A 20105-nucleotide genomic window follows, 5' to 3' on the forward strand; every position below is an offset into this window, starting at 1 on the left:
AGAAACCATGAAACACACAACAGACGGTGAGCGGCTATCGTTCTACCAGTTCGGCGCAACGACCGTGTTCGCGAGCCGGATGGATCAGCGGTTCTCGTACTGCCTGTACGTGCCGGAGAGCTACGACGAGAGCGCCCCGGGGGAGTACTCGCTCATCGTCGCGATTCACGGAACCGGCCGCGATGCGCCTCGCCTCCGCAACGAGTTCATCGAATTCGCTGAGGCCGAGCAGTGCTTCGTGCTCGTGCCGCTCTTCCCGGCAGGCATCGGCACCGCCGGCGACCTCGACGCCTATAAATACCTGGCGTCGGACGACGCTCGGTATGACCTCGTGCTGCTCGACATGGTCAAGGAGATCGAAGAGATCTACCTGTTGAACTTCGACAGGTTCCTGCTGAACGGGTTCTCTGGCGGAGGGCACTTCACTCACCGGTTCTTGTACGTTCATCCCGAGCGGCTTGCGGGGGTTTCGATCGTGTCGCCCGGAGTCGTCACGCTGTGCGACTCGAACCGGCCGTGGCCAGCCGGCGTGGGGCAGCTCGAAGACACGTTTGGGCGTGCCTTCGACGCGGCAGAGGTCGCTCGTGTTCCCGCGAACCTTGTGGTGGGTGACGACGACGTTCAGACCTGGGAGATCTCGGTCGCCCCCAGTCACCCCGTCTACATTCCCGGCGTCAACGCCGCGGGCGTCACCCGGGTAACGCGGCTGCAAGCTCTCGCGCAGTCGTTGCGTGAGAACGGAAACGAGGTGACCGTCGACCTTGTGCCGGGCGTTGCGCACGAGGGCTATCACCTTCTGAAGCCGACGTTTCGAGCATTCCGCCAGATGCTTGCGGCGGCAAGGCCCGCGGGCGAGGGGGCTGCGCAGGTGCGGCCATGAGCGATCTCGAGCAGGATCCGCAGCTGGATAACCCGGGTGATGTACTCACGCGGATCAACGAGCGGCTCGCCGGGCTGACCGCTGCGGAAACCAAGGTTGCGCAGTACATTGCCGCACAGCCAGAGCAAGCCTTGCTCATGAGCGCGGTACAACTCGGCGAGGTGCTTGGCGCGAGCGACATGACCGTTGTGCGCACCGCTCGCTCGCTTGGGTACACAGGATGGCCTGAGCTGCGTCGCGCCCTCGGGTCGCAGCTCGCTCTCACCGTGAGCCCGGCAAAGCGGCTCTCGACCAGGTTGACCGTGACGAAGCGTGAGTCTCACGGGAGCCTCTTGGATATCGTGTTCGAGGAGGCGCGAGAGCGGCTCGCAACGTCGCGGAACTACGTCGACACCGAGGAATTCTCGCGTGCCGTTCGGCTCGTGAGTGCCGCGGGCACGGTGCACGCGTTCGGTGTCGGGGTTTCGGCGGTGTCTGCCGAGTACCTCGCAGTGAAGCTTCTGCGGCGCGGCATCTCAGCACGCAAAGCACAGGGCATGGGGTTCGCGTTCGCAGACTCGCTGCTCGGGCTGCGCGCGGGCGACCTGCTCGTCGCTTTCGCTCCAGGCAGTGAGTTCAGCGAGCTCGACGTTGCGTTCCTTGAGGCTCGCAGGCTCGGCGTATCGACGCTGCTGTTTACGGACAAGTACCGTGACACTTACGTCGACCGCGTGGATTGCGTCATTCGCACCGCGAGTTCTGCCGGGGGCCTGACCGGGGAGAACCTTCCCGCGATGGTCGCGATCGACGCACTCGTACTCGCCGTGGGACACGTCGACCCGGATACGGCACTCGCCACGTCGCGGCGCCTGAACAAGATTCGGCGCGCGCTCAGGCGGCAACCGGGTGCGACGAAGTCGAAGACGACCGCTCAAGACGAGGAGAACGAGACAGCATGAGGATGACAATCGGGCGGCTTCCCGGGACGCTTCCCGCGGAACAGCTTTCCGCGCTCAAGAACCTGAGCTACCCAACCCTTGGCCACTATCTCGAAGAGGGCTTCGTTGACCCCGAAATCCGAATGCTTGTCGGTTCCGGTGAGAACATCGCGGGGACCGCGGTGACTGTGCGAACCACTGCGACGGATTCGACTGCGCTGCACCACGCGGCTGGGTTGATCGAGCCCGGCCAAGTGCTTGTGCTCGACACCGGAGGAGACCGATTCCACGCCCCGCTCGGGGAGGTCGTGGCGACGCAGCTGCGCGTCCGTGGTGCCGCCGGTGTGATCGTCGACGGCGTGGTCACGGACATCGTGCAATTGCGAAGCATCGGCGTGCCCGTGTACGCGCGAGGAACGAGCCTGCTCACGACGAAACTGCTCGGCGCCGGTGGCGGAGGAATCGGGGTTCCCGTGGTCTGTGGCGGGGTCGGTGTCTCGCCCGGAGACATTATTCTTGCCGATGCAAATGGGGTGCTCTCGCTCACGGCCGCGGCGCTCGAGGCGGTCTTCGCAGTGGCGGAGGAAGACGACGCAAGCGAACCTGAGTTACTGCGCGCCATTGCTGACGGTCAGTTGTTGGGGGCCCTCACAGGCGCGACGGCGCTCGTGGATGAGATGACGCGCCCGTGAAACGATGGGAGGCTGGTGACACCAGCCTCCCATCGTTTGGCTACGTTAGAGCGGGTTCGCGCTCAAACTCTCGGTATTGAACAGCACAACGGTGCTCGACTCGGTGAGCCCAATCTCAGCGCGTGCGGCGAGCGACAGCCGCCTGGCGCCGGCGAGCGTCGCCGCCCCGCACGGCCCCGAATCAACGCCCTCGGCCTGCAGCGTCGCGACCGCGGCGCGGGCGTCGTCGTCGGTGACGAGCACGGCTGCATCGGCGCCCGCTTGCAGCACGGGCCACGCAAGGTCAGACACTGTGCCGCAATTCAGCCCGAGCATCACGGTGTGTGCGGTGTCGACGGGGCCTGGCTCGCCGGTAGTGAGTGCGTGGAACACTGAGGGGGCTGTCTCCGGCTCGACGATAGCTACCGAGGGTGAGCCCTCACCACCGCGGAAATGAGCGACGATGGCCTGTGCGAGTGAGCCGACACCTGCCGGTGCGAGAGCGAGGTCGACGGCCTCGATCTCGAGCTGGGCGAGCTGCTCGTCGAGCTCATCGAGCATCGTGCTGTACCCGTCAACGATCCAGCCCGGAATCTCGTGATATCCCTCCCATGCGGTGTCTTGGATCACGAGCGCTGCGTCACCGTGGGAGTCTGCGGCGTCTCGCATGGCGGCAACGACATCGTCGTATGGCAGCGCGAGGAGGTGCGTCGTTGCGCCCTCGCCCGAGATCGCTGACATCGCCGCCTCGGTGAGCGTGTCCGGGTAAAAGATGGTGCACGCAAGTCCAATCAAACGCGCGGTGTGCGCGACCGCGCGGCCGTGGTTCCCGTCTGTTGCAGCGAAGAGCGTGACCGGCGGGTGCGAGGGCGCCTGCGCCCGCAGCTCGTCGAGGGACAGCGTAGTCGCGCTGCCCCAACGGGCGGAGAGCGCGCGGGCGATTGCGTACGAAGCGCCAAGAATCTTGAATGCGGGGAGGCCGAGTCGCGAGGACTCATCTTTCACGAGAACGCGGCCAACGCCAAGTTCGGCCGCGACCGCGGGGAGGTTGACCAGCGGTGTCGGGTGGTAGCCAGGGAAGCCCGCGTGGAAGGCGCGCACGTCGTCGGAGGGTCGCGCGAGCTGCGCGGTACGGGCGGACGGGTTGAGATAGAGCGAAGGTGATGTCTGCATTCCTGAAGTCTCGCAAGACCTTTCGTCTAATAAAAGCGGATATTGTTGGATAGTATCGTCCCTAATTTACGGAGGATGGCGTGTCGGAGATCCGTCGGTTGCAGACCTTTCTCGACTTCGCGCGACTCGGCACAGTCGCGGCAGTAGCCGAGGCGACTCAGTACAGCACCTCCGCGGTCTCCCAGCAGCTTGAGAAGCTTGCGGGCGAGATTGGTGTGCCCCTCGTGCAGCCACACGGAAGGCTGCTGAAACTCACGGCGGCGGGGGAGACTCTCGCAAGAGAAGCGCCAACCGTGCTCGACGCCTGGGACAGGGCAAGATCAAGAGCCCTTGCGACGACTGGAGAGGTTCGCGGCGCCGTCGCCATCGCGGCGTTCCAATCGGGGTGTCTCGCGCTCTTCCCCAGATTGCTTGCAGCCCTCCGCACTGAGCACCCGGGCGTACGTGTGAGCTGTACGCAGGCGGAGCCCGATCGAGCAATCGTGGCTCTGCGGGCGCGCGAGATCGATATTGCGATCGTTGAGCGTTACGCCGGGCAGCACCCCGAACCCCATTCTGACCTGGCAGAACTGTATCTCGGTGACGACGACATGCTGCTTGCGGTTCCAGCGGAGTGGGGGCCGGTCACCGAACTCACGCAACTCGCAGAGCACCCCTGGGTGTTTGAAGAACGTGGTGGGCCCGAACGGGCGTGGGCGGAAGCGCTCTGCCACGAGGCAGGGTTTGCACCGGTCGTCGCGCATGAGACGTCTGACGTCATCGTTCGCTGCGCGATGGTTGCCTCTGGCGCCGCCGCGGCATTTATTCCGGCGCTCACACCCGAGCCGCTGCGCCTTGGCGCAATCTGCACGCCGCTCCCACGCGCCCAGTCGCGCAGCCTGGTCGCGCTCACCAGGTCGAGCGCTTCCGCGGACGCAGCAATCGCGGCCGTGGTGCAGAGTTTGGCCACGGTTGCGGTGCGCACGACTGCTCGGGCTCGTGGTGCTGGCGAGCGTTCTGGTCTGGCCGCACAGGCCAGCAGTTAGGTGAGCTCGGGCGCTCGGGCGTGCAGTTTGCGCAGCGGCGCGGTCAATTTGCGCACAGTTTCGCTCGGCTGCCCGTCGGCACGCCCGGCCGCTCTTACGCTTCTCAGATGCACCTGATTTCTCGCCGTTCCCGCACACCCAGGCCTGTATCCACGACGACCCTGTCGCCTCTCGCGCTCGCCGTCGCGGCAGCGATCGCCTTTGGTGGGGTGGGGCTCTCTGCAGCCGCACCCGCTGTCGCCGCGCCCATTCAGGCTGAGTCGCCTGGGCGATTGCCCGTTCCCCTAGGCGAGACGGAGCTCTCCGCGCCAGGGGTGGTTGATGTGGAGACAACCACGGTGCTGAACATCATCAACGCACCGACCAGCTACGGTGGCTTCGCGATTCTCAGTGCGATTGTTGAACCGACGGGGCCAGCCATCCTCATGGGCCAGAGCGTCGAATTCGAGTCCGACGGCGTGAGCATTGGCTCAAGCCCGCTGCTCTATGTAAGTGGGGGAAAGTTCATCTCGCTGCTCCCTGTGGCCTACGTGCCCGATGCAGGGACGCACTCAATCATCGCCCGGTTTGCGGGTGCGTACGATGAGACCACGGGAAACAATGCGCTCCCGTCCGCGAGCGCGCCATACGAAATGGTAGTCGCTCCGGTAGCGACTGAGACGTGGATCACCGCTGCGCCGAGCACGGTTCTGGCCTTCGAACAGGTGGACATCTCGGCACGAGTCTCCTCTCCAGTCCCTGGGGCGAAAGGGCGGGTCGCGCTCTTCGCAGACGAGAGCCCGGTTGCGTACGCTGACCTCAGCGAAGACGGAAGCGCGAACTTCGTGGGCGTTTCCCTGCCGTGGGGCACTACCGCTCTCCGCGCCAAGTTCCTCGGAGGGGAAACCCGAAACTTCGCCGAGTCGACTTCCGTCGCGCAGCAGGTGTCTGTGACTGCGCTTGGCACCGCAGTGACACTCGAGGTCCCGCCGAGCACTGTCAGGGCCGACGAAACCCTGACTTTCTCGGGAACAGTGAGCAACACGGACGAGGCTAGCCGGGTAGATCCGCGCGGCGAGATCCAGATTCTCGTCGACGGTACTGTTCAGTACTCCGCTGTTCTTGGCGCGAGCGCAGATTCCACCGAGGGTGACGGGGCTGCGCAGTTCGCGATCGAGGCAGGTGAACTCTCGCTCGGAGAGCACTCCGTTCAGGCGCGTTTCCTTCCCAGCCCCGGCTTCTCGGGAGCCGAAAGCGCTGAGTTCGCGTTCCGAATGCTCGGCGTTGAGACCGAGATCACGCCGGCTGAAGAGACTATGCGGGTCGCCCCCGGTGCGAGACTACCCTTGCCTGTCACGGTGACTGCCCTCGGGGCTGACGATCAGCCGAACGTCCCAGCTGACGGCAACGTTCAGGCCTTCATCGACAACCAGCCCTTCGGTGAGGCGTTCACCGTAGAGGGCGGTGTAGGCCGCGGCGAGCTTCCCCCGCTCGAGGTCGGTGAACACGAGGTTGAGCTTCGGTTCACCCCCGCCGACCACGGGCGGCTGAAAAGCTCAGCGATTGTGGCGGTGATCGTCGCAGCCGAAGATGATGGAGGCACAGATGGAGGCACAGATGGAGACACAGATGGAGGTACCGATGGTGACTCTGATGGCGCGAGCCCAGAGCCGAAGCACCCCGATACCTCCGGCAAGAGTGAGCAAACGGCTGTGCTCGGCGCGACGGGGTCGGAGACCCCGCTGATCCTGCTCGGCGGCCTTGGCGCGCTGCTACTTGGAGCCGGCGCTATTCTTGGCGGGCGGCGACTGCGGCGCAGGTAGCGATCCAGGGCCGATGCCCCGGTGTTTAGCGGAAGAACACCGAGAAACCGAGCGTCGCGAGCACACCGAAGACGACGCCCCACAGGATGATCGAGATGATCTGCCAGAAGATGACCTGATTCTTCGGCGCGCCGAATGACACCATTGCCGCCGACGTGATCTGGCTCGGCAGGAAGAGCTGCCCGAGCAGGCTTACGCCGGGCACGCCGAAGCGGTCAAAGCGCTCCTTGAGCTTCGCGCGGCGCGGAGTGAGCTCTTTCGCCTCTTTCCCCTGGGTCGCCTTCGCGCGCACACCGTGGGCGGTGAGCACAAAGATCAGCATTGAGATGACGTTGCCGATAACTGCGGCAGCGACGGCGATCACCGGGTTGATACCGACGAGCACGCCGATGGCCGACCCGAAGTACGACTCCACGAACGGGATCGCTGCGATGAGGAAAACGCCGAACCACTGGAGGAACTCGGGGAGGGACGCGGTGAAATCCTGAAGCGACTCGAGCATGATGACCTTTCGAAGTATGACGGCGAGGTGCCGCGGTACACCAATCGTTTCGCAGGCCGCGGCACCCCAGTAGTGCCGCGGTGTCACCGCTCCGTGTGAGATTCCGTTGGCCCGAGCCATGACATTTGTCATGCGTCGCGTGTGCGGAGTCTTGTCGGGTCCGTTCGTGCCACTGCTGCCCGTATGCTGACACTGATGTCTGCACAGAAGAACACACGAACCCCCTTCGAGGGGGTGAACGCAACCTGGAACTACACGCTCGGCTCGATTGTGTTCCTGTTCCTGATGCTTGACCTGATCGTCATTGCCGACCTGGTCGTCCGCTACCTGGAGACCGGGTCGATGCTGCTGCGTGTACTCGTGGCCGTCTGCGTGCTGGCGTCGGCCACCCGTATCAGGTACTGCTGGTTCTTGCGCGGAGACTCTGAGGGCCGCCTTCCACACGTCGGCTGGACGATCGCGCTGTTCGCGCCCGCTGTTGCCGCGTGGGGGCTCGCATTCGTGCTGCCAGAGGGTTCGGTTTACGCTGCGGCGCAGCTCTGGTTCTCGGGAGTGCTGTTCGCAATCGTGCTGCGGCGCGCGCTCCGGTGGCTCGTGATGCTCGCACTGGCGGTGGCGACCGCGATCCCGATCTTTGTGCGCGCGCTCCTCGGCGACGAGGGGCTGGAGCTGACCGAGCGCGGCGCCGGGCCGTTCGTCATGATGTACGGGCTGCTGCTGCCGTTCATGTTGATCTCGAGCCTTTGGCTGTGGCGCGTTGTGTGGCGGCTCGACGAGGCCAGGCATCTTGCCGCGGAACTCGCGGTCACCCAGGAGCGGCTGCGGTTCGCTGCCGACCTCCACGACATTCAGGGGCACCACCTGCAGGTCATCGCGCTGAAGGCAGAGCTCGTTGAACGCACGCTCGAGGCGAAGCCCGAGTACGCGGCCGAGCAGGTTGGGGAGATCCGCCTCATCGCGAAGGAGGCGCTCGAGGAGACCCGCTCGCTCGTCGCAGGGCTCCGCGAGGTTGCGCTCGACGTCGAACTGGAGAACGCCCGCGAGGTGCTCACGCTCTCGGGTGCGGAGTGCGAGCTCGATATTGCGGGGACGCCCTCGGGTCGCGAGGCGCAGCGGGTGCTTGCGTTCGCGGTTCGCGAGGCGACAACAAACATCCTGCGCCACAGCGGCGCGACAGCCGCCAAGCTCGCGCTTCGCCCGGCACGTGGGGGCTACGAGCTGGTCGTCACGAACAACGGCCTTGTTGAGGGGTACGAGCAGGGGAGCGGAAGTGGGCTTTCCGGTTTGCGGGAGCGCGTCGCGGCGTTGGGCGGCACTCTCTCTGCGGGGGCCTTGAATGACAACTTTGAACTACGACTCTGGGTGCCAGAAGGAGCAACAACGTGAGCGAAGAACTGGGCAGGCACACTGCATCGCCGAAGGGCGGCCCGATCCGGCTGCTCATCGCTGACGACGAGCACCTCATCCGGAGCGCGCTCGAAGCGTTGCTCGGGCTCGAACCCGACATCGAAGTGGTCGCCGGAACCGACAACGGCGCGAGTGCGGCCGAGCTCGCGATCGAGTTGCAGCCTGACATCTGCCTGCTCGACCTCGAGATGCCACAGGCAGACGGAATCGAGGCTGCCGAGCGGATCGCGGCCAAGGTTCCCACCGCCCGCGTCATCATCGTGACGCGGCATGCCAGGCCCGGGGTGCTCAGGCGGGCGCTCGCCGCAAAGATCGCTGGTTTCGTGCCGAAGTCGACGCCAGCGGGCGACCTCGCGAACGTCATCCGTGACGTCGCGGCGGGCAAGCGCTACATTGACCCCGAGATCGCTGCGGCCGCGCTGACCGCCGAGCGCAGCCCGCTCACCGACCGGGAGCTCGACGTGCTGCGGGCGACGCGGACGTCGTCAAGCGTGCAGGAGATCGCCGACGCGCTCTTCCTCTCGGCTGGGACGGTGCGAAACTACCTCTCCGCGGCCATGACGAAGCTCGGTGCGAGCAACCGCTACGACGCGGCCGAGCACGCCTGGCAGCAGGGGTGGATCTAGGCCCGCCGGCCCCTCCGCCCTCGCCCGCCGGCCCCTCACCATCCTCCCCCCCCTCAATTTCTCGAGAACACGCCAAACTCCCCGGGTATTTGGGGAACAGCAGATTATTTGGGTGGGAGCGGGCGGGAAGGGAGCGCGGCAGCGGGATCGCGGCAGCGGCAGCGGCAGCGGGAGCGGGATCGCGGCAGCGGCAGCGGGGTCGCGCCCGCGGCAGCCCGCCCTACACCCCGCCCGCGGCCTGAATGAGCTCGGCAAGCGCCCACGAACCACGCGCCTGAGCGTTGGCGAGGGGAGTGTTGCCCTGGCCGTCTCGGAGGTTCGGGTCGGCCCCGCCTGCGAGTAGCAACCGCACGGTCTCCTGATGGTCAGGTCCGTCGGTGCCGAGCAGCACGGCCTCCTGCAGCGCCGTCCAACCGAGGTTGTTCACGTGGTTCGGGTCGATGCCCGCGGCCAGCAGCATGCGGGTCACCTCGACGTGGCCGTGCTCGCCGGCCGGGATCAGCGCGGTACCGCCAAAGCGGTTGGTGCTCTTCAAATCGGCCCCGTGCGCGAGCGTCAGGCGAAGGATCTCGTTGTACCCCTCGGCGCCCGCATACAGGTACGCGCTGTCCTCGATATCGTCCTTCGCGTTCACGTCAGCACCGGCCTCGATGAGGGCTGTCGCGGCGGCGACGGCGTTTGCCTTCGTTGCTGCGACGAGGGGAGTCCTGCCGGCCTCACCACGAAGCTCGAGGTCTGCCCCCCGCTCAATTGCCGACCGGACCCCGTCGCCATCGTCGGCGGCGACCGCGGCGGCGAGGTCGGCGTTCGCCTGCGGGTCTGGCTGCACGGGTTCGGGCTTCGGCGTTGGGGTCGCCGCGGGTGGCTTCGGGGACGCCGTGGGCTGGCGCGACTCAGGTTCGGCGGCGCAGCCCGCGAGCAACGTTACCCCAGCAACGAGGAGAGCTGGGAGCACGAGGCGCGTACGACCGAGCGGCCTGGCGGTGTGTGAACGGGCGGGGAAGATACGTGCCACTGGTGATTCTCCTCGGGGTGCGGTGAGTGCTCGCAATAGTAATCCTCGGAGCTGTGCCGGAGCGGGGCGGCCGGCGCCCGCGCGCCGGTAGCGACAGTATGCAAACTGCACACCACCGACGGCGAGCTGGGCCAACAACGGCCCGAAATCGCGTGAAATTGGCTCGTAGCATTGCGAGTGCAACCGGGCAGGAGGTCATCGTGGACCACCCGGGAAAGGACGGCAATGAGGCTGAAACACCTGCTCTGGGAATCTCCCGCCGCTGGCTCGGAGCGCGACTGCATCGGTGACGAGCGCGGCATTCTGAGCTACCAGGAAACTGACATCCAGGCCCGGGCGCTCGCGCGGCAGCTCGCCGAGGCTGGCATCGGGGAGGGCGACGTGGTCGCGCTCATGCTTGAGAACAGCGTCGAGCTGCTGCTCGGGATACTCGCTGCCTGGCTCCTTGGCGCGGCCGCGACCCCGATCAACCCGACGTTCACCGAGCGCGAGCTGAACTACCAGCTTGAGGATTCGAACGCGAAGCTCCTCATCGCAGACGAGCACACGTCGGTCGCAGCCAACGGGCTCGCGATCGCGCGCCTTGATCTCGCTGACATCCGTGCACGACTCCGCGGCCCCGTTGCAGCAGGCAGCCCAGGCGGCCCAGGCAGCCCAGGCAGCCCAGGCAGCCCCGTTGGCCCAGCCAGGCCTGGCTCACCACTCCCGACCCCCGAAACGCCGGCCGACCAGCTCGCACTGCTCATTTACACGAGCGGGTCGACGGGGCAGCCGAAGGGCGTCATGCTCGACCACGCGAACCTGCACGCGATGGCTGAGGGGCTCGCGACCCACACAGCGATCACCGCGGACGATCGCGCACTCGTCGTACTCCCGATGTTTCACGTCAACGCAATCTGCGTGAGCTGGCTGGCGCCGATGCTCGTCGGCGGGTCAACGGTCATTATGCCCCGGTTCACGCCGACGGGTCTGCTCGATGCAATCGCACGCTTCCGGCCCACCTACTTCTCGGTGGTTCCAGCAATTCTTGCGAAGCTCGTTGAGTTGCCGAGAGACACCCCGGTGGACTTCAGCTCCGTTCGGTTTGTGATCTGCGGGGCGGCCCCGGTCTCGGCCGAGCTGCTGCAGCTCAGTGCTGACCGCTTCGGCCTACACATCATCGAGGGCTACGGCCTCACTGAGTCAACGTGCGCGTCGGCGTGTATCCCCCTCGCGGGCCCCCACAAGATCGGCACAGTCGGGCCGGCACTCGCTGGCCAGCGGATCAAGCTCACGGACCCCGATGGGAACCCCGTGCCGACGGGCGAGCGCGGCGAGGTGCGAATTAGCGGGCCCACCATTATGCGCGGCTACCTCGGGCGCCCCGAAGCAACCGCCGAGACGATCGTCGATGGCTGGCTCCGCACAGGAGATGTCGGCGTGCTCGACGAAGACGGATATCTCAGGATCGTCGACCGCATCAAAGACATGATCATTCGCGGCGGCGAGAACCTGTACCCGAAAGAGATCGAGGCACACCTGGCGGCCCACCCAGCGGTGCTCGAATCGGCGGTCGTTGGTGCGCAGCACCCGCAGCTCGGCGAGGTGCCCGTCGCGTATGTCGTGCTGCTGCCGGGGGCGGAAGCGACGAGCGCCGACCTCCTCGCGCACTGCGCGGCGGGCCTCATGAAAGTGAAGGTTCCGGCACGGCTCACGCTTGTCGACGACCTACCCCGCAACCCCGTCGGCAAGGTCGACAAGCCCGAACTGCGCAGGCAGACCCCGCCGGTCGCCGAGCCCGTCCGTCAGCGGGTGAGCGCCTGACGGCGGCCTGCGTCTGACGGCGAATCGACCGTCACCCCGGTTGTCGGCCCCAAGGCTGACAGCACTCATTGCGGTACCCAAAACGGGATTGAATGCCGCGTCCTATCCAAGAGAAACCTGTCACCAAAGGAGTTGTCATGGGTTTTACCGAAACGAGGTTCCCGAATGTGGAGCCCGAAACGTTCATTCAACGCCCGCTGCGGGAACGACTGAAGGTACTCACGACGCAGTGGGCCGAGTGGGGGTTCGGCGCCGCGCGAAACATCTCGGTGCTCTACCTCGCAAAGGTCTTCGGCGCGTGGCTCATCGGCGGCGTGCTGCTCGTCACGCTTACCTCGCACCTGAACCCGCTTGATCCGGGGTCGTGGTGGATGAACCCCATCGTGTATCAGAAGCTGCTCGTCATGACGATGCTGCTCGACGCCATTGGGGTCGCGGGTTCGTGGGGCCCGCTCGCAGGCAAGTTCGGCCCGCTCACCGGCGGGATACTGTTCTGGTCCAGGCCCGGGACGATCAAGCTCAGCCCCTACAAGTGGGTTCCGTTCACCGGCGGCAACCGTCGAACCGTGTTCGACGTGTTCCTCTACTACGGGTTCCTGTTCGCCATGGGCACTGCCCTGCTCATGCCGGGCCAGACGGCTGCCGAGCTACCGGCGCTCGCCAGGTTCCAGGCGTTCCTCACGGACCCCGCGAACGGCGTCCCTGCCTGGCTTTCGCAGCACGCCGAGAGCTTCCTGCTCATTCAGACGACGCCGCTCATTTTCGCGGTCGCTCTGCTGCTCGTCATCGGTCTGCGCGACAAGACGATCTTCCTCGCTGCCCGCGCAGAGCAGTACCTGCTGCCGATCGTCTTCTTCATCGTGTTCCCGAACTTCTTCGAGGTCTCGGACATGATTATCGCGCTGAAGATCTTCCTCGTCACGGTCTGGGTCGGGGCCGGCTTCTCGAAGCTCAACCGACACTTCAGCCTGGTCATCCCGCCGATGCTCAGCAACACTCCGTTCTGGCCGCCGCGCTGGCTGAAGAAGTCGATGTACAAGGACTTCGAGGGCAGCGACCTGCGCCCGAGCCGCCCCGCGCACCTCATCGCCCACGTGCTCGGCACGATCGTCGAGATCGGCGCGCCACTCGTGATGCTGTTCGTCGCTGGCGGTGCGCTCGGAGGCCAACTCACCGTGACCCTCGCGACGCTGCTCATGGTCGGGTTCTGCCTGTTCATCATCTCGACCTTCCCGCTCGCCGTGCCACTCGAGTGGAACATGCTGTTCGCGATCTGCGCCGTCGTCTTCTTCATCGGCTACCCGAACGGCGTGGGGTTCAGCGTGTTCGATATGTCGCAGTCGTGGCTGCCGTTCGCGGTGATCGCGATCCCGGTGTTCTTCGTGATCTTCGGCAGCATCCGCCCCGACAAGGTGTCGTTCCTCGCGTCGCTCCGGCAGTACGGTGGCAACTGGGCCTCAGCGCTCTGGGCGATCCACCCCGACGCCGAGCGCAAGCTGCACCGCGTCTACCGGCCGACGACCGACCAGATCGACCAGCTCCAGACGATGGGGCTGCCGTACCCGCTCGCCGAGACTTTCCTGCAGATGACCATCGGGTGGCGGTCGCTGCACTCACAGGGCCGCGGGCTGTTCTCCGTGCTTCTTGAAGACGTGCCAGACATCGACCACCGTCGGGTGCGCGAAGCAGAGTTCGGGTGCAACGCCATGATCGGCTTCAACTTCGGAGAGGGGCACTTCCACAACGAAGAACTCATCGCAGCGATCCAGGAGCAAGCTCAGTTCGAGCCGGGGGAATTCATCGTCGCCTGGGTGGAGTCTGAAGCACTGTGGAGTGGGGTGCAGGAGTACCGCCTCATCGACGCGGCGCTCGGCGTCGTCGAGCGGGGCCACTGGCGGGTGAAAGACGCTGTGGCAGCCCAGCCGTGGCTACCCGATGGGCCGATCCCGCTGACGGTGACGTGGCGCTCGCCCGAATTCGAGCAGCTCCGGTTCACCGCAACCGATATTGTTGGGCCAGATGCGGTGCCAGAACCGCTCGACGACGCAGAGACGCTCGGAGTGGATACCGCCGCGCTCAACCAGTTCGTCGCCGAATCGGAGCAACTCGTGGAGGTTAGGAAGCCATGACCACAGCGGTCGTAGTGGGAAGCGGGCCCAACGGGCTCGCGGCCGCGACCGTGCTTGCCCGCGCCGGTGTCAACGTCACCGTCGTCGAAGCGGCGAACCAGCTCGGAGGGGGAGCTCGCTCAGTCGAGTCCCCCCTCGAGGGGCTGGTGCAGGATCACTGCGCGGCCGTGCACCCGATGGCGCCAGGATCGCCTTTCTTCAAGACGCTCGACTTGCCGGCGATGGGCGTCGAGTGGGCGTATGCCCCGATCGACGCAGCCCACCCGCTTGACCGCGGCGAGCCCGGCATCCTGCGGACCTCGATCGATGAGACCGCCGCTGGCCTCGGGCGTGACGGCTCCCGCTGGGCTGCCGCGTTCGGCCCCTCGGCTCGCGCGTTCGACACGCTCTCGGGGGTCATCATGGCCCCGATGCTGCGCGTGCCGCGGCACCCGATGCTGCTCGCCCGGATGGGGCTCGTCGCCGGCCCGCCGCCCGCGCTCGTCGGAAAGATCTTCCGCGAGGAGCGCGCCCGCGCGCTGTTCATGGGCGTCGCGGCGCACGCGCTGCAGCCGCTCACGCAGCCGCTCGTGACGGGCATCGGAGCCGGCATCATCATCGCAGGGCATGCGGTCGGCTGGCCGGTAGTGAAGGGCGGCACCGGGGTATTCACCGGCGCGCACATCGCTCTACTGCGCGGCCTCGGCGTGCGCTTCGAGACCGGCCAACTGGTCACCCGACTCCACGAGTTGCCCCCGCGAGACATCACCATTCTCGACGTGCACCCGCGCGCTGCCGCCGGCATTCTTGCGGAGCAGCAGCCAGAGCAGGATCGCCGGGCGTACCGCAGATTTGTGCCGGGACCAGCGGCATTCAAGGTTGACTTCGCGGTGTCGGGCGGGGTTCCCTGGCGCGACCCCGAGATCGCGCAGGCGGGCACCGTCCACCTGGGTGGCGCGGCGGCAGAGATCGTCGCCGCCGAGCGCGTTATCGCTGCCGGGCGGATGCCGGAGCGGCCCTTCGTGCTCGTCGGTCAACAGGCCGCCGCCGACCCCGCGCGAGCGAACGGCGACATCCACCCCGTGTACGCCTACGCGCACGTGCCCAACGGCTACCCGGGCGACGCCACCGAACACATCATCGCGCAGATCGAGCGGTTCGCACCGGGGTTCCGAGACCGGATCGTCGGCCTCCGTGCCCGCACGCCGGCCGAGAGCGAAGCCGAGAATGCGAACTTCATCGGCGGCGACATTCTCACCGGCGCGAAGTCTCCCCTCCAGTTCCTTCTCGGCCCCCGGCTCAGCGCTCAGCCCTACGACACTGGAACGCCCGGTGTCTACCTGTGCTCGGCTGCGACGCCGCCCGGCCCTGGGATTCACGGGATGGGCGGGTTCAACGCGGCGAACCGCGCCCTCGACGTGCTGCAGCGGGGAAGCCGCGCGCCGCTCGAGAGGATAGGGGCGTGACGGGCCGCGGAAGCGAGGGCGCTGCCGGTTCAGGGCAGCCCGCGCCTCGCAGGGTGGTTCGCCCGGAGTCTGCGGCTCACGACCTGCAGCTGCGCGAACTCATCGCCCGCGTGGGGTACACCCTGCAGGAGGACACGCCACAGATCGTCGACGAGATGACAGCGCTGCTGTCAGACAGGGTCGCGGGTCTCGACCAAGACGCCCAACTCGTGCAGATGCTGCGCGCGAGCGTTGACGGAAACGTGTGGACCATCGGGCACATCCTCACGAACGACATCGCGATTGAATCAGTTCAGCCGAGCACGGCCGCCGTCGAGTACGCCATGCGGCTCGCGCAGCGCGACGTGCAGCTTGGCTCGCTCACGCGCGCGTACTACCTTGGCCAATCGATGGTGGTTCGCCGAGGCATCGACATGGTCGACGCGCTCGGGCTCGACGACCAAGACCTGCAAATGAACCTCGTCCGCCGCATCACCGACGTGATTCACAACTACATTGACTGGATGCTCCAGTACGTGACGAACGTCTTCGTCGCCGAGCAGGCAAAATGGTGGACCGCGCGTGCGGTGACGAATGCGGCAGCCGTGCTCAAGACACTGCGCGGCGAGCCGATCTCGTCCGCTGGGTTCGAAGCGCGCACGAAGTACTCGCTTGATCAGCACCACATCGCGCTCATCGCGTGGCTCGAGTTCGACAATTCGACGACGGAGGATCAGCGGCAGGTCGACCAGCTGCTCAGACGGATAGCCGCGATCCTGCAGTCAACGAAGCCGCCGCTGATCACCGCTGCGGATCGTACGACGGCGTGGGCATGGGTCGCGACCCCGACAACCGAGCTTGCACCTGATGCCCTCACACGCATCGCGAAGCTCGCCGAGTCTGCCGAGGCGAACAATGTGCGGGTTGCCATTGGGGTGCCCGGCAGCGGCGTCTCAGGGTTCAGGCGCAGCCACGAGCAGGCCGCGAAGGCGCGGCTCGTCGCGCTCGGCGCCCAGCGGTTCCGAGAAGCCCAGCTGGTGGCGTTCAGCGACCCCGACGTCGGGTTTCTGTCACTGCTCATGCACGACACGAAGAGCGCTATAACGTGGACCCGGGAGGTGCTCGGGGACGTCGCGTCCGAGGGGGAGCAGCAGGCCGCGCTTCGCGAGACGCTTGCGACGTTCTACGCGACCGGCGAGAACTCCTCGAAGACGGCCGAGCTGCTCGGGCTGCACCGCAACACCGTGCGCCAGCGAGTCGCGAAGTTCGAGTCTGAGCGCGGCGGCAGGCGAGCCGATGGCATGGAGATTTCGCTCGCGCTGAAGCTCTTCGACCTACTTGGCGAGGGTAGCTGACGCAGCCCGCGCCGCGAGCTCAAGCTGCAGCGCAGCGAGGAGGCGGTCTTCCGTGCGGCTGAGGTCGAGCCCGGTGATCTCCTGCGCGCGCTGCAGCCTGTAGCGCAGCGTGTTCGGGTGCACCCCGAGCAGGCGGGCCGCCTCGCGCGCGTTGAAGCCCGTGTCGACGTAGCGCCGCAGGCTCGCAACGAGTTCGGCCCCGTGCCGCTCGTCGTAGTCGCGCAGCGTGTCGAACCGCGGGTCGATGAGCTCCGGCCGTTCGCCGAGCAGCTCGAATGCCTCTCGCAGCAGCACGGACGTGCGCGACTGGGTGAGGGAAGTGACGCGGGTGCCGCTCCCAGCGATCGCATCGAGCACCCGGTCTGCCTCGGCGCGGGCCCCGGCAACCTCCTCAAACCCCGTGACGGGGGCGACGATCGCGACCCGCATTGGCGTCGTCTCGGGGGGCATCGAACGCGCGCCGGGGGCATCGAACTTCGCGACGAGCATCTCCGCCCACTCCTCAAGCCTGTGGCCGCCCGAGAGGTTTGGAAGCAGCACGTAGGCGCGCTCTCCGAGCAGCACGAACCGCGCCTGCGGCGCAAACGCCCCGACGTGCAACCGCAGCATCTTCGCAACCCCGGCGACCCCAACCCCGGCAACCCCGGCGACCCCGGCAACACTGGCGACCGCCCCGCCCCCGTCCTCGGCGGCGCCCGGCAGCGCGATGCCGATCAGCGCCGCGTCGCCGAGCGTCGGCAGACCGAGAAACGCTGACGCAGTGCCCGCGTCGATCCCGCCGCGCTCCCCGAACACCCGCTGCAGCATGAGCTCCGTCGCCGACGGTGCCTCGAGCTCGCGCGTGAGCACGCGTGACGCCGCTGAGGCGCCACCCCGCACGACTGTCTCGGCGTCGGGGCTGAACCCGTTCGCGCCCTCCTGCACCCAGATCGAGCCGATGAACTGGCCGCTGGGGGAGTGAATTCCGGTCACCAATCGCGGCCGCATCCCGAGTTCGGCGTGCGCAGGAACGGCGACGACCTCGGTCGTGTTCTGGATCCGCTTCACCACGCCCCAGGCGCCGAGCAGCACCATCGAGTCCTCCGGCGCGACCCGGCCGAGGATGGCCCGGGCCCGGAGCCCGTCGGCGGTGCCGTCGGACGGGGAATAGGCGAGCACGCTCGAGTCGGGGCGCTCGATCGTCACCATGCCGCCGGCGCCCGCGGCGATCACGGACGCGAGCTCGGCGAGGTCGCTGAACGCGGCGTTTTCGCCCGCGCCGGGCGGGGCCGTCTCGCGTGACTGCGCCCGTTCGAGCCGCCGGTGGATCGCGGCGAGCAGCAGGTCCCAGCGCGCCATACGATCGACCACAATCATCGCCAGCCCGGCCTCGGAGGCGGCCGCTCGCAGGGCGGGCCCGTCGATGTCCTCCTTGACCATGAGGGCGACGGGGCGCTCAGCGTCGGGCCGCGCGCCCAAGCCGCGGAGCCACGTCGCCACGTGCTCCGCTGCGACGCCGACGGGCAGTACGAGGTCGGCCGGCGGCGCGGACGGAACGGGGGAGGCAAGGTCGGCAAACTCGGCGAGCGCGACGGTGTGTACGCGGGGCGTGGGCCGCGATCCGGATCCTGGTTCGGGCTCGGCGGGAACCAGTTCGCGGACCGCGGCGTCGAGTGCGGTCGCGATCTCGGAGAGCGGGATCGCGCCCGCGTGCGGGCGATCCAGTTCTTCCGCGCGCGCGAACTGTCCGTACATAGTGCCCATAATATCCCGATAAATTAGGTACTTTGCCCGAGGAATGGGGCTGGCCTCGTGTGGTTCGATGGAGCGGACGTGCGGCGACGACTGGCTTTTCGAGCCTGCCCACACGCCGCCAGATTTCTTTTGCCAGCTCAAGGAGGAGAACGTGCAACACACGCCTTTCGCGCCTGAGGGACCCTCAGCCGCCGTGCCCAACCAGACCAGCTCGACCCGAGGGGGTGCGCGATGACCAGAGACCGGAAACTCTCGCCGTTCCAGATGCTGGCCCTCGGCCTGCTGCTCTTCGCCATGTTCCTCGGTGCGGGTAACACGATCTTCGCCCCGATGGTCGGTCAGGCCGCGGGCAGCGAGATGTGGATCCCGATGTCGGGCTTCCTCATCACCGGCGTCGGCCTCGTGCTCCTCGCGATCGTCGCCCTCACGATGGCCGGCGGCACGGTAGAGCAGCTCGCCTCGCGCGTGCACCCCGTGTACTCGTTCGTGTTCTGCATCCTGCTGTTCCTCGCGCTTGGGCCGCTCTACGTGAACCCGCGCACGACCTCGGTTGTGTACGAGATCTCGGTGAAGCCGATCCTCGGCCCCGAGCTCACGCAAGGCACCTGGCCGCTCATCATCTTCTCGGTGATCTTCACGCTGCTCGGCGTCTACCTCTCACTCACGCCGTCGAAGCTCGTCGACCGCGTTGGCAAGGTCATCACGCCGATCTTCTCGGTGCTGCTCATCATCATCGTCGTGAAGTCGCTCATCACCCCGATGGGTGAGCTGCACCCCGCCGTCGACCCCTACAAGAACGGCGCGTTCATTAAGGGCTTCACCGAGGGTTACCTCACGATGGACGCGCTCGCGGCCCTGGTGTTCGCCGGCGTCTTCATCCAGTCGATTCGCGGCCAGGGCATCACGACCCGCAAGGGCATCTCGTTCACGTTCTTGAAGGCCGGCATCATCACGGTCATAGGCCTCGCGCTGCTGCACATCTCGCTCGCCTGGATCGGTGGTTCGAGCGTCGACTCGATCGGCCGCCCCGACAACGGTGGAACTGTCATCGCCGAGGCGGCCCGCACGCTGCTCGGCTACCCGGGGGTGCTGATGATCGGCCTCGTCATCTTCCTCACCGGCATCACGACGCTCGTCGCGTGCCTCACCGCAGTCGCTGACTACTTCGCAAAGCAGTTCCCGAAGGTGTCGTACAAGGCGTGGGTATGGATCCACGCCACAGTCGGTCTCGTCATCGCGAACTTCGGGCTGCAGGCAGTGCTTTCCGCTGCGCTCCCGATCCTTTTCCTGCTCTACCCGCTCGGCATGACCCTCATCGTGCTCGCGCTCCTCGACCGCTTCTTCGGCGGGCGCCGCGCGGTCTACGTCGGGGCGACCATCGGGGCCGGATCGATCGCGATCCTCGACGCAGTGAAGGCGTCGGGCAACTTCGTCGACGAGCTCAACGGCTTCTTCTCGTGGCTGCCCATGTTCGCCGACAACGGCGGGTGGATCATCCCCGCGGTGCTCGGCGGCGTGATCGGCTACGTCGTTGGGCTGGCGAAGGGTGAGCCCGCGATCGACCGCACCGCGCACATCTCCGTGATTGACGAACCCGTCACCGACCACTCCGAGGCGCGTGCCTCCTCACGAAAGGCGTAAC

At 66.7% G+C, this 20105-nt stretch carries 16 protein-coding genes; 12 read left to right on the plus strand and 4 right to left on the minus strand.

The genetic code is table 11. The features are described 5' to 3' along the window. Nucleotides 1-7 precede the first annotated feature (7 nt). Genes FB468_RS14690 through FB468_RS14700 form a run of 3 tightly spaced genes read left to right on the plus strand, consistent with a single transcriptional unit; the run spans nucleotide 8 to nucleotide 2489 of the window. Nucleotides 8-880 (plus strand): alpha/beta hydrolase family protein, encoded by an 873-nt coding sequence (locus tag FB468_RS14690; protein WP_211359147.1) that lies wholly within the window; start codon nucleotides 8-10, stop codon nucleotides 878-880. Then, on the plus strand, nucleotides 877-1818 hold the full coding sequence (locus FB468_RS14695) for a MurR/RpiR family transcriptional regulator (RefSeq protein WP_141887994.1): 942 nt from the start codon (nucleotides 877-879) through the stop codon (nucleotides 1816-1818). Before FB468_RS14690 ends, FB468_RS14695 begins: the two co-directional genes overlap by 4 nt. Then, on the plus strand, nucleotides 1815-2489 hold the full coding sequence (locus tag FB468_RS14700; RefSeq protein ID WP_141887995.1) for an RraA family protein: 675 nt from the start codon (nucleotides 1815-1817) through the stop codon (nucleotides 2487-2489). The genes FB468_RS14695 and FB468_RS14700 overlap by 4 nt, the downstream gene beginning before the upstream one ends. Before the next feature lie 45 nt (nucleotides 2490-2534). Here FB468_RS14700 and FB468_RS14705 read toward each other — a convergent pair whose 3' ends face one another. Further along, complete coding sequence (locus FB468_RS14705; RefSeq protein ID WP_141887996.1) at nucleotides 2535-3641, minus strand: diaminopropionate ammonia-lyase; 1107 nt, start codon at nucleotides 3639-3641, stop codon at nucleotides 2535-2537. Between the two features lie 80 nt (nucleotides 3642-3721). On the opposite strand from FB468_RS14705, the gene FB468_RS14710 reads away from it, so the two are divergent. Together FB468_RS14710 and FB468_RS14715 are read left to right on the plus strand one after the other, a co-directional pair. Then, nucleotides 3722-4666, plus strand: a complete 945-nt coding sequence (locus tag FB468_RS14710; RefSeq protein WP_141887997.1) for a LysR family transcriptional regulator — start codon at nucleotides 3722-3724, stop codon at nucleotides 4664-4666. Nucleotides 4667-4773: 107 nt separating this feature from the next. Next, nucleotides 4774-6468 carry an Ig-like domain-containing protein gene (locus FB468_RS14715; RefSeq protein WP_141887998.1) on the plus strand — a complete coding sequence of 565 codons (1695 nt, stop codon included), beginning with the start codon at nucleotides 4774-4776 and terminating at the stop codon, nucleotides 6466-6468. Between the two features lie 25 nt (nucleotides 6469-6493). On the opposite strand, the gene FB468_RS14720 is transcribed toward FB468_RS14715, so the two are convergent. Next, complete coding sequence (locus FB468_RS14720) at nucleotides 6494-7102, minus strand: hypothetical protein (protein ID WP_342777256.1); 609 nt, start codon at nucleotides 7100-7102, stop codon at nucleotides 6494-6496. A 63-nt stretch (nucleotides 7103-7165) separates the two neighbouring features. On the opposite strand from FB468_RS14720, the gene FB468_RS14725 reads away from it, so the two are divergent. Beyond that, complete coding sequence (locus tag FB468_RS14725; protein ID WP_170219760.1) at nucleotides 7166-8356, plus strand: sensor histidine kinase; 1191 nt, start codon at nucleotides 7166-7168, stop codon at nucleotides 8354-8356. Next, nucleotides 8353-9003 (plus strand): response regulator transcription factor, encoded by a 651-nt coding sequence (locus tag FB468_RS14730; protein WP_246055913.1) that lies wholly within the window; start codon nucleotides 8353-8355, stop codon nucleotides 9001-9003. Before FB468_RS14725 ends, FB468_RS14730 begins: the two co-directional genes overlap by 4 nt. Before the next feature lie 220 nt (nucleotides 9004-9223). Here FB468_RS14730 and FB468_RS14735 read toward each other — a convergent pair whose 3' ends face one another. After that, complete coding sequence (locus FB468_RS14735) at nucleotides 9224-10018, minus strand: ankyrin repeat domain-containing protein (RefSeq protein WP_246055914.1); 795 nt, start codon at nucleotides 10016-10018, stop codon at nucleotides 9224-9226. Between the two features lie 225 nt (nucleotides 10019-10243). Between FB468_RS14735 and FB468_RS14740 the strand changes: the two genes are divergently transcribed. The 4 genes from FB468_RS14740 to FB468_RS14755 all read left to right on the plus strand — a co-directional run bounded on the left by FB468_RS14740 (nucleotide 10244) and on the right by FB468_RS14755 (nucleotide 16729). Further along, nucleotides 10244-11821 carry a class I adenylate-forming enzyme family protein gene (locus FB468_RS14740; RefSeq protein ID WP_141888000.1) on the plus strand — a complete coding sequence of 526 codons (1578 nt, stop codon included), beginning with the start codon at nucleotides 10244-10246 and terminating at the stop codon, nucleotides 11819-11821. Nucleotides 11822-11958: 137 nt separating this feature from the next. Further along, nucleotides 11959-13950 carry a DUF3556 domain-containing protein gene (locus FB468_RS14745; RefSeq protein WP_211359148.1) on the plus strand — a complete coding sequence of 664 codons (1992 nt, stop codon included), beginning with the start codon at nucleotides 11959-11961 and terminating at the stop codon, nucleotides 13948-13950. Further along, nucleotides 13947-15395 (plus strand): phytoene desaturase family protein, encoded by a 1449-nt coding sequence (locus FB468_RS14750; protein WP_141888001.1) that lies wholly within the window; start codon nucleotides 13947-13949, stop codon nucleotides 15393-15395. The genes FB468_RS14745 and FB468_RS14750 overlap by 4 nt, the downstream gene beginning before the upstream one ends. Continuing rightward, the gene (locus FB468_RS14755; RefSeq protein ID WP_141888002.1) at nucleotides 15392-16729 is read left to right on the plus strand and encodes a PucR family transcriptional regulator; all 1338 of its coding nucleotides are present in this window, start codon (nucleotides 15392-15394) and stop codon (nucleotides 16727-16729) included. Before FB468_RS14750 ends, FB468_RS14755 begins: the two co-directional genes overlap by 4 nt. Here the strand turns inward: FB468_RS14755 and FB468_RS14760 are convergent. Then, complete coding sequence (locus FB468_RS14760; RefSeq protein WP_141888003.1) at nucleotides 16709-18463, minus strand: PucR family transcriptional regulator; 1755 nt, start codon at nucleotides 18461-18463, stop codon at nucleotides 16709-16711. The genes FB468_RS14755 and FB468_RS14760 overlap by 21 nt on opposite strands. 231 nt (nucleotides 18464-18694) lie before the next feature. Here FB468_RS14760 and brnQ point away from each other — a divergent pair, with 231 nt between their 5' ends. Next, nucleotides 18695-20104, plus strand: a complete 1410-nt coding sequence (gene brnQ, locus FB468_RS14765) for a branched-chain amino acid transport system II carrier protein (protein WP_141888004.1) — start codon at nucleotides 18695-18697, stop codon at nucleotides 20102-20104. The last annotated feature ends 1 nt before the right edge of the window (nucleotide 20105 follow it).

It is taken from the genome of Leucobacter komagatae, from assembly GCF_006716085.1.
Taxonomy (GTDB): domain Bacteria; phylum Actinomycetota; class Actinomycetes; order Actinomycetales; family Microbacteriaceae; genus Leucobacter; species Leucobacter komagatae.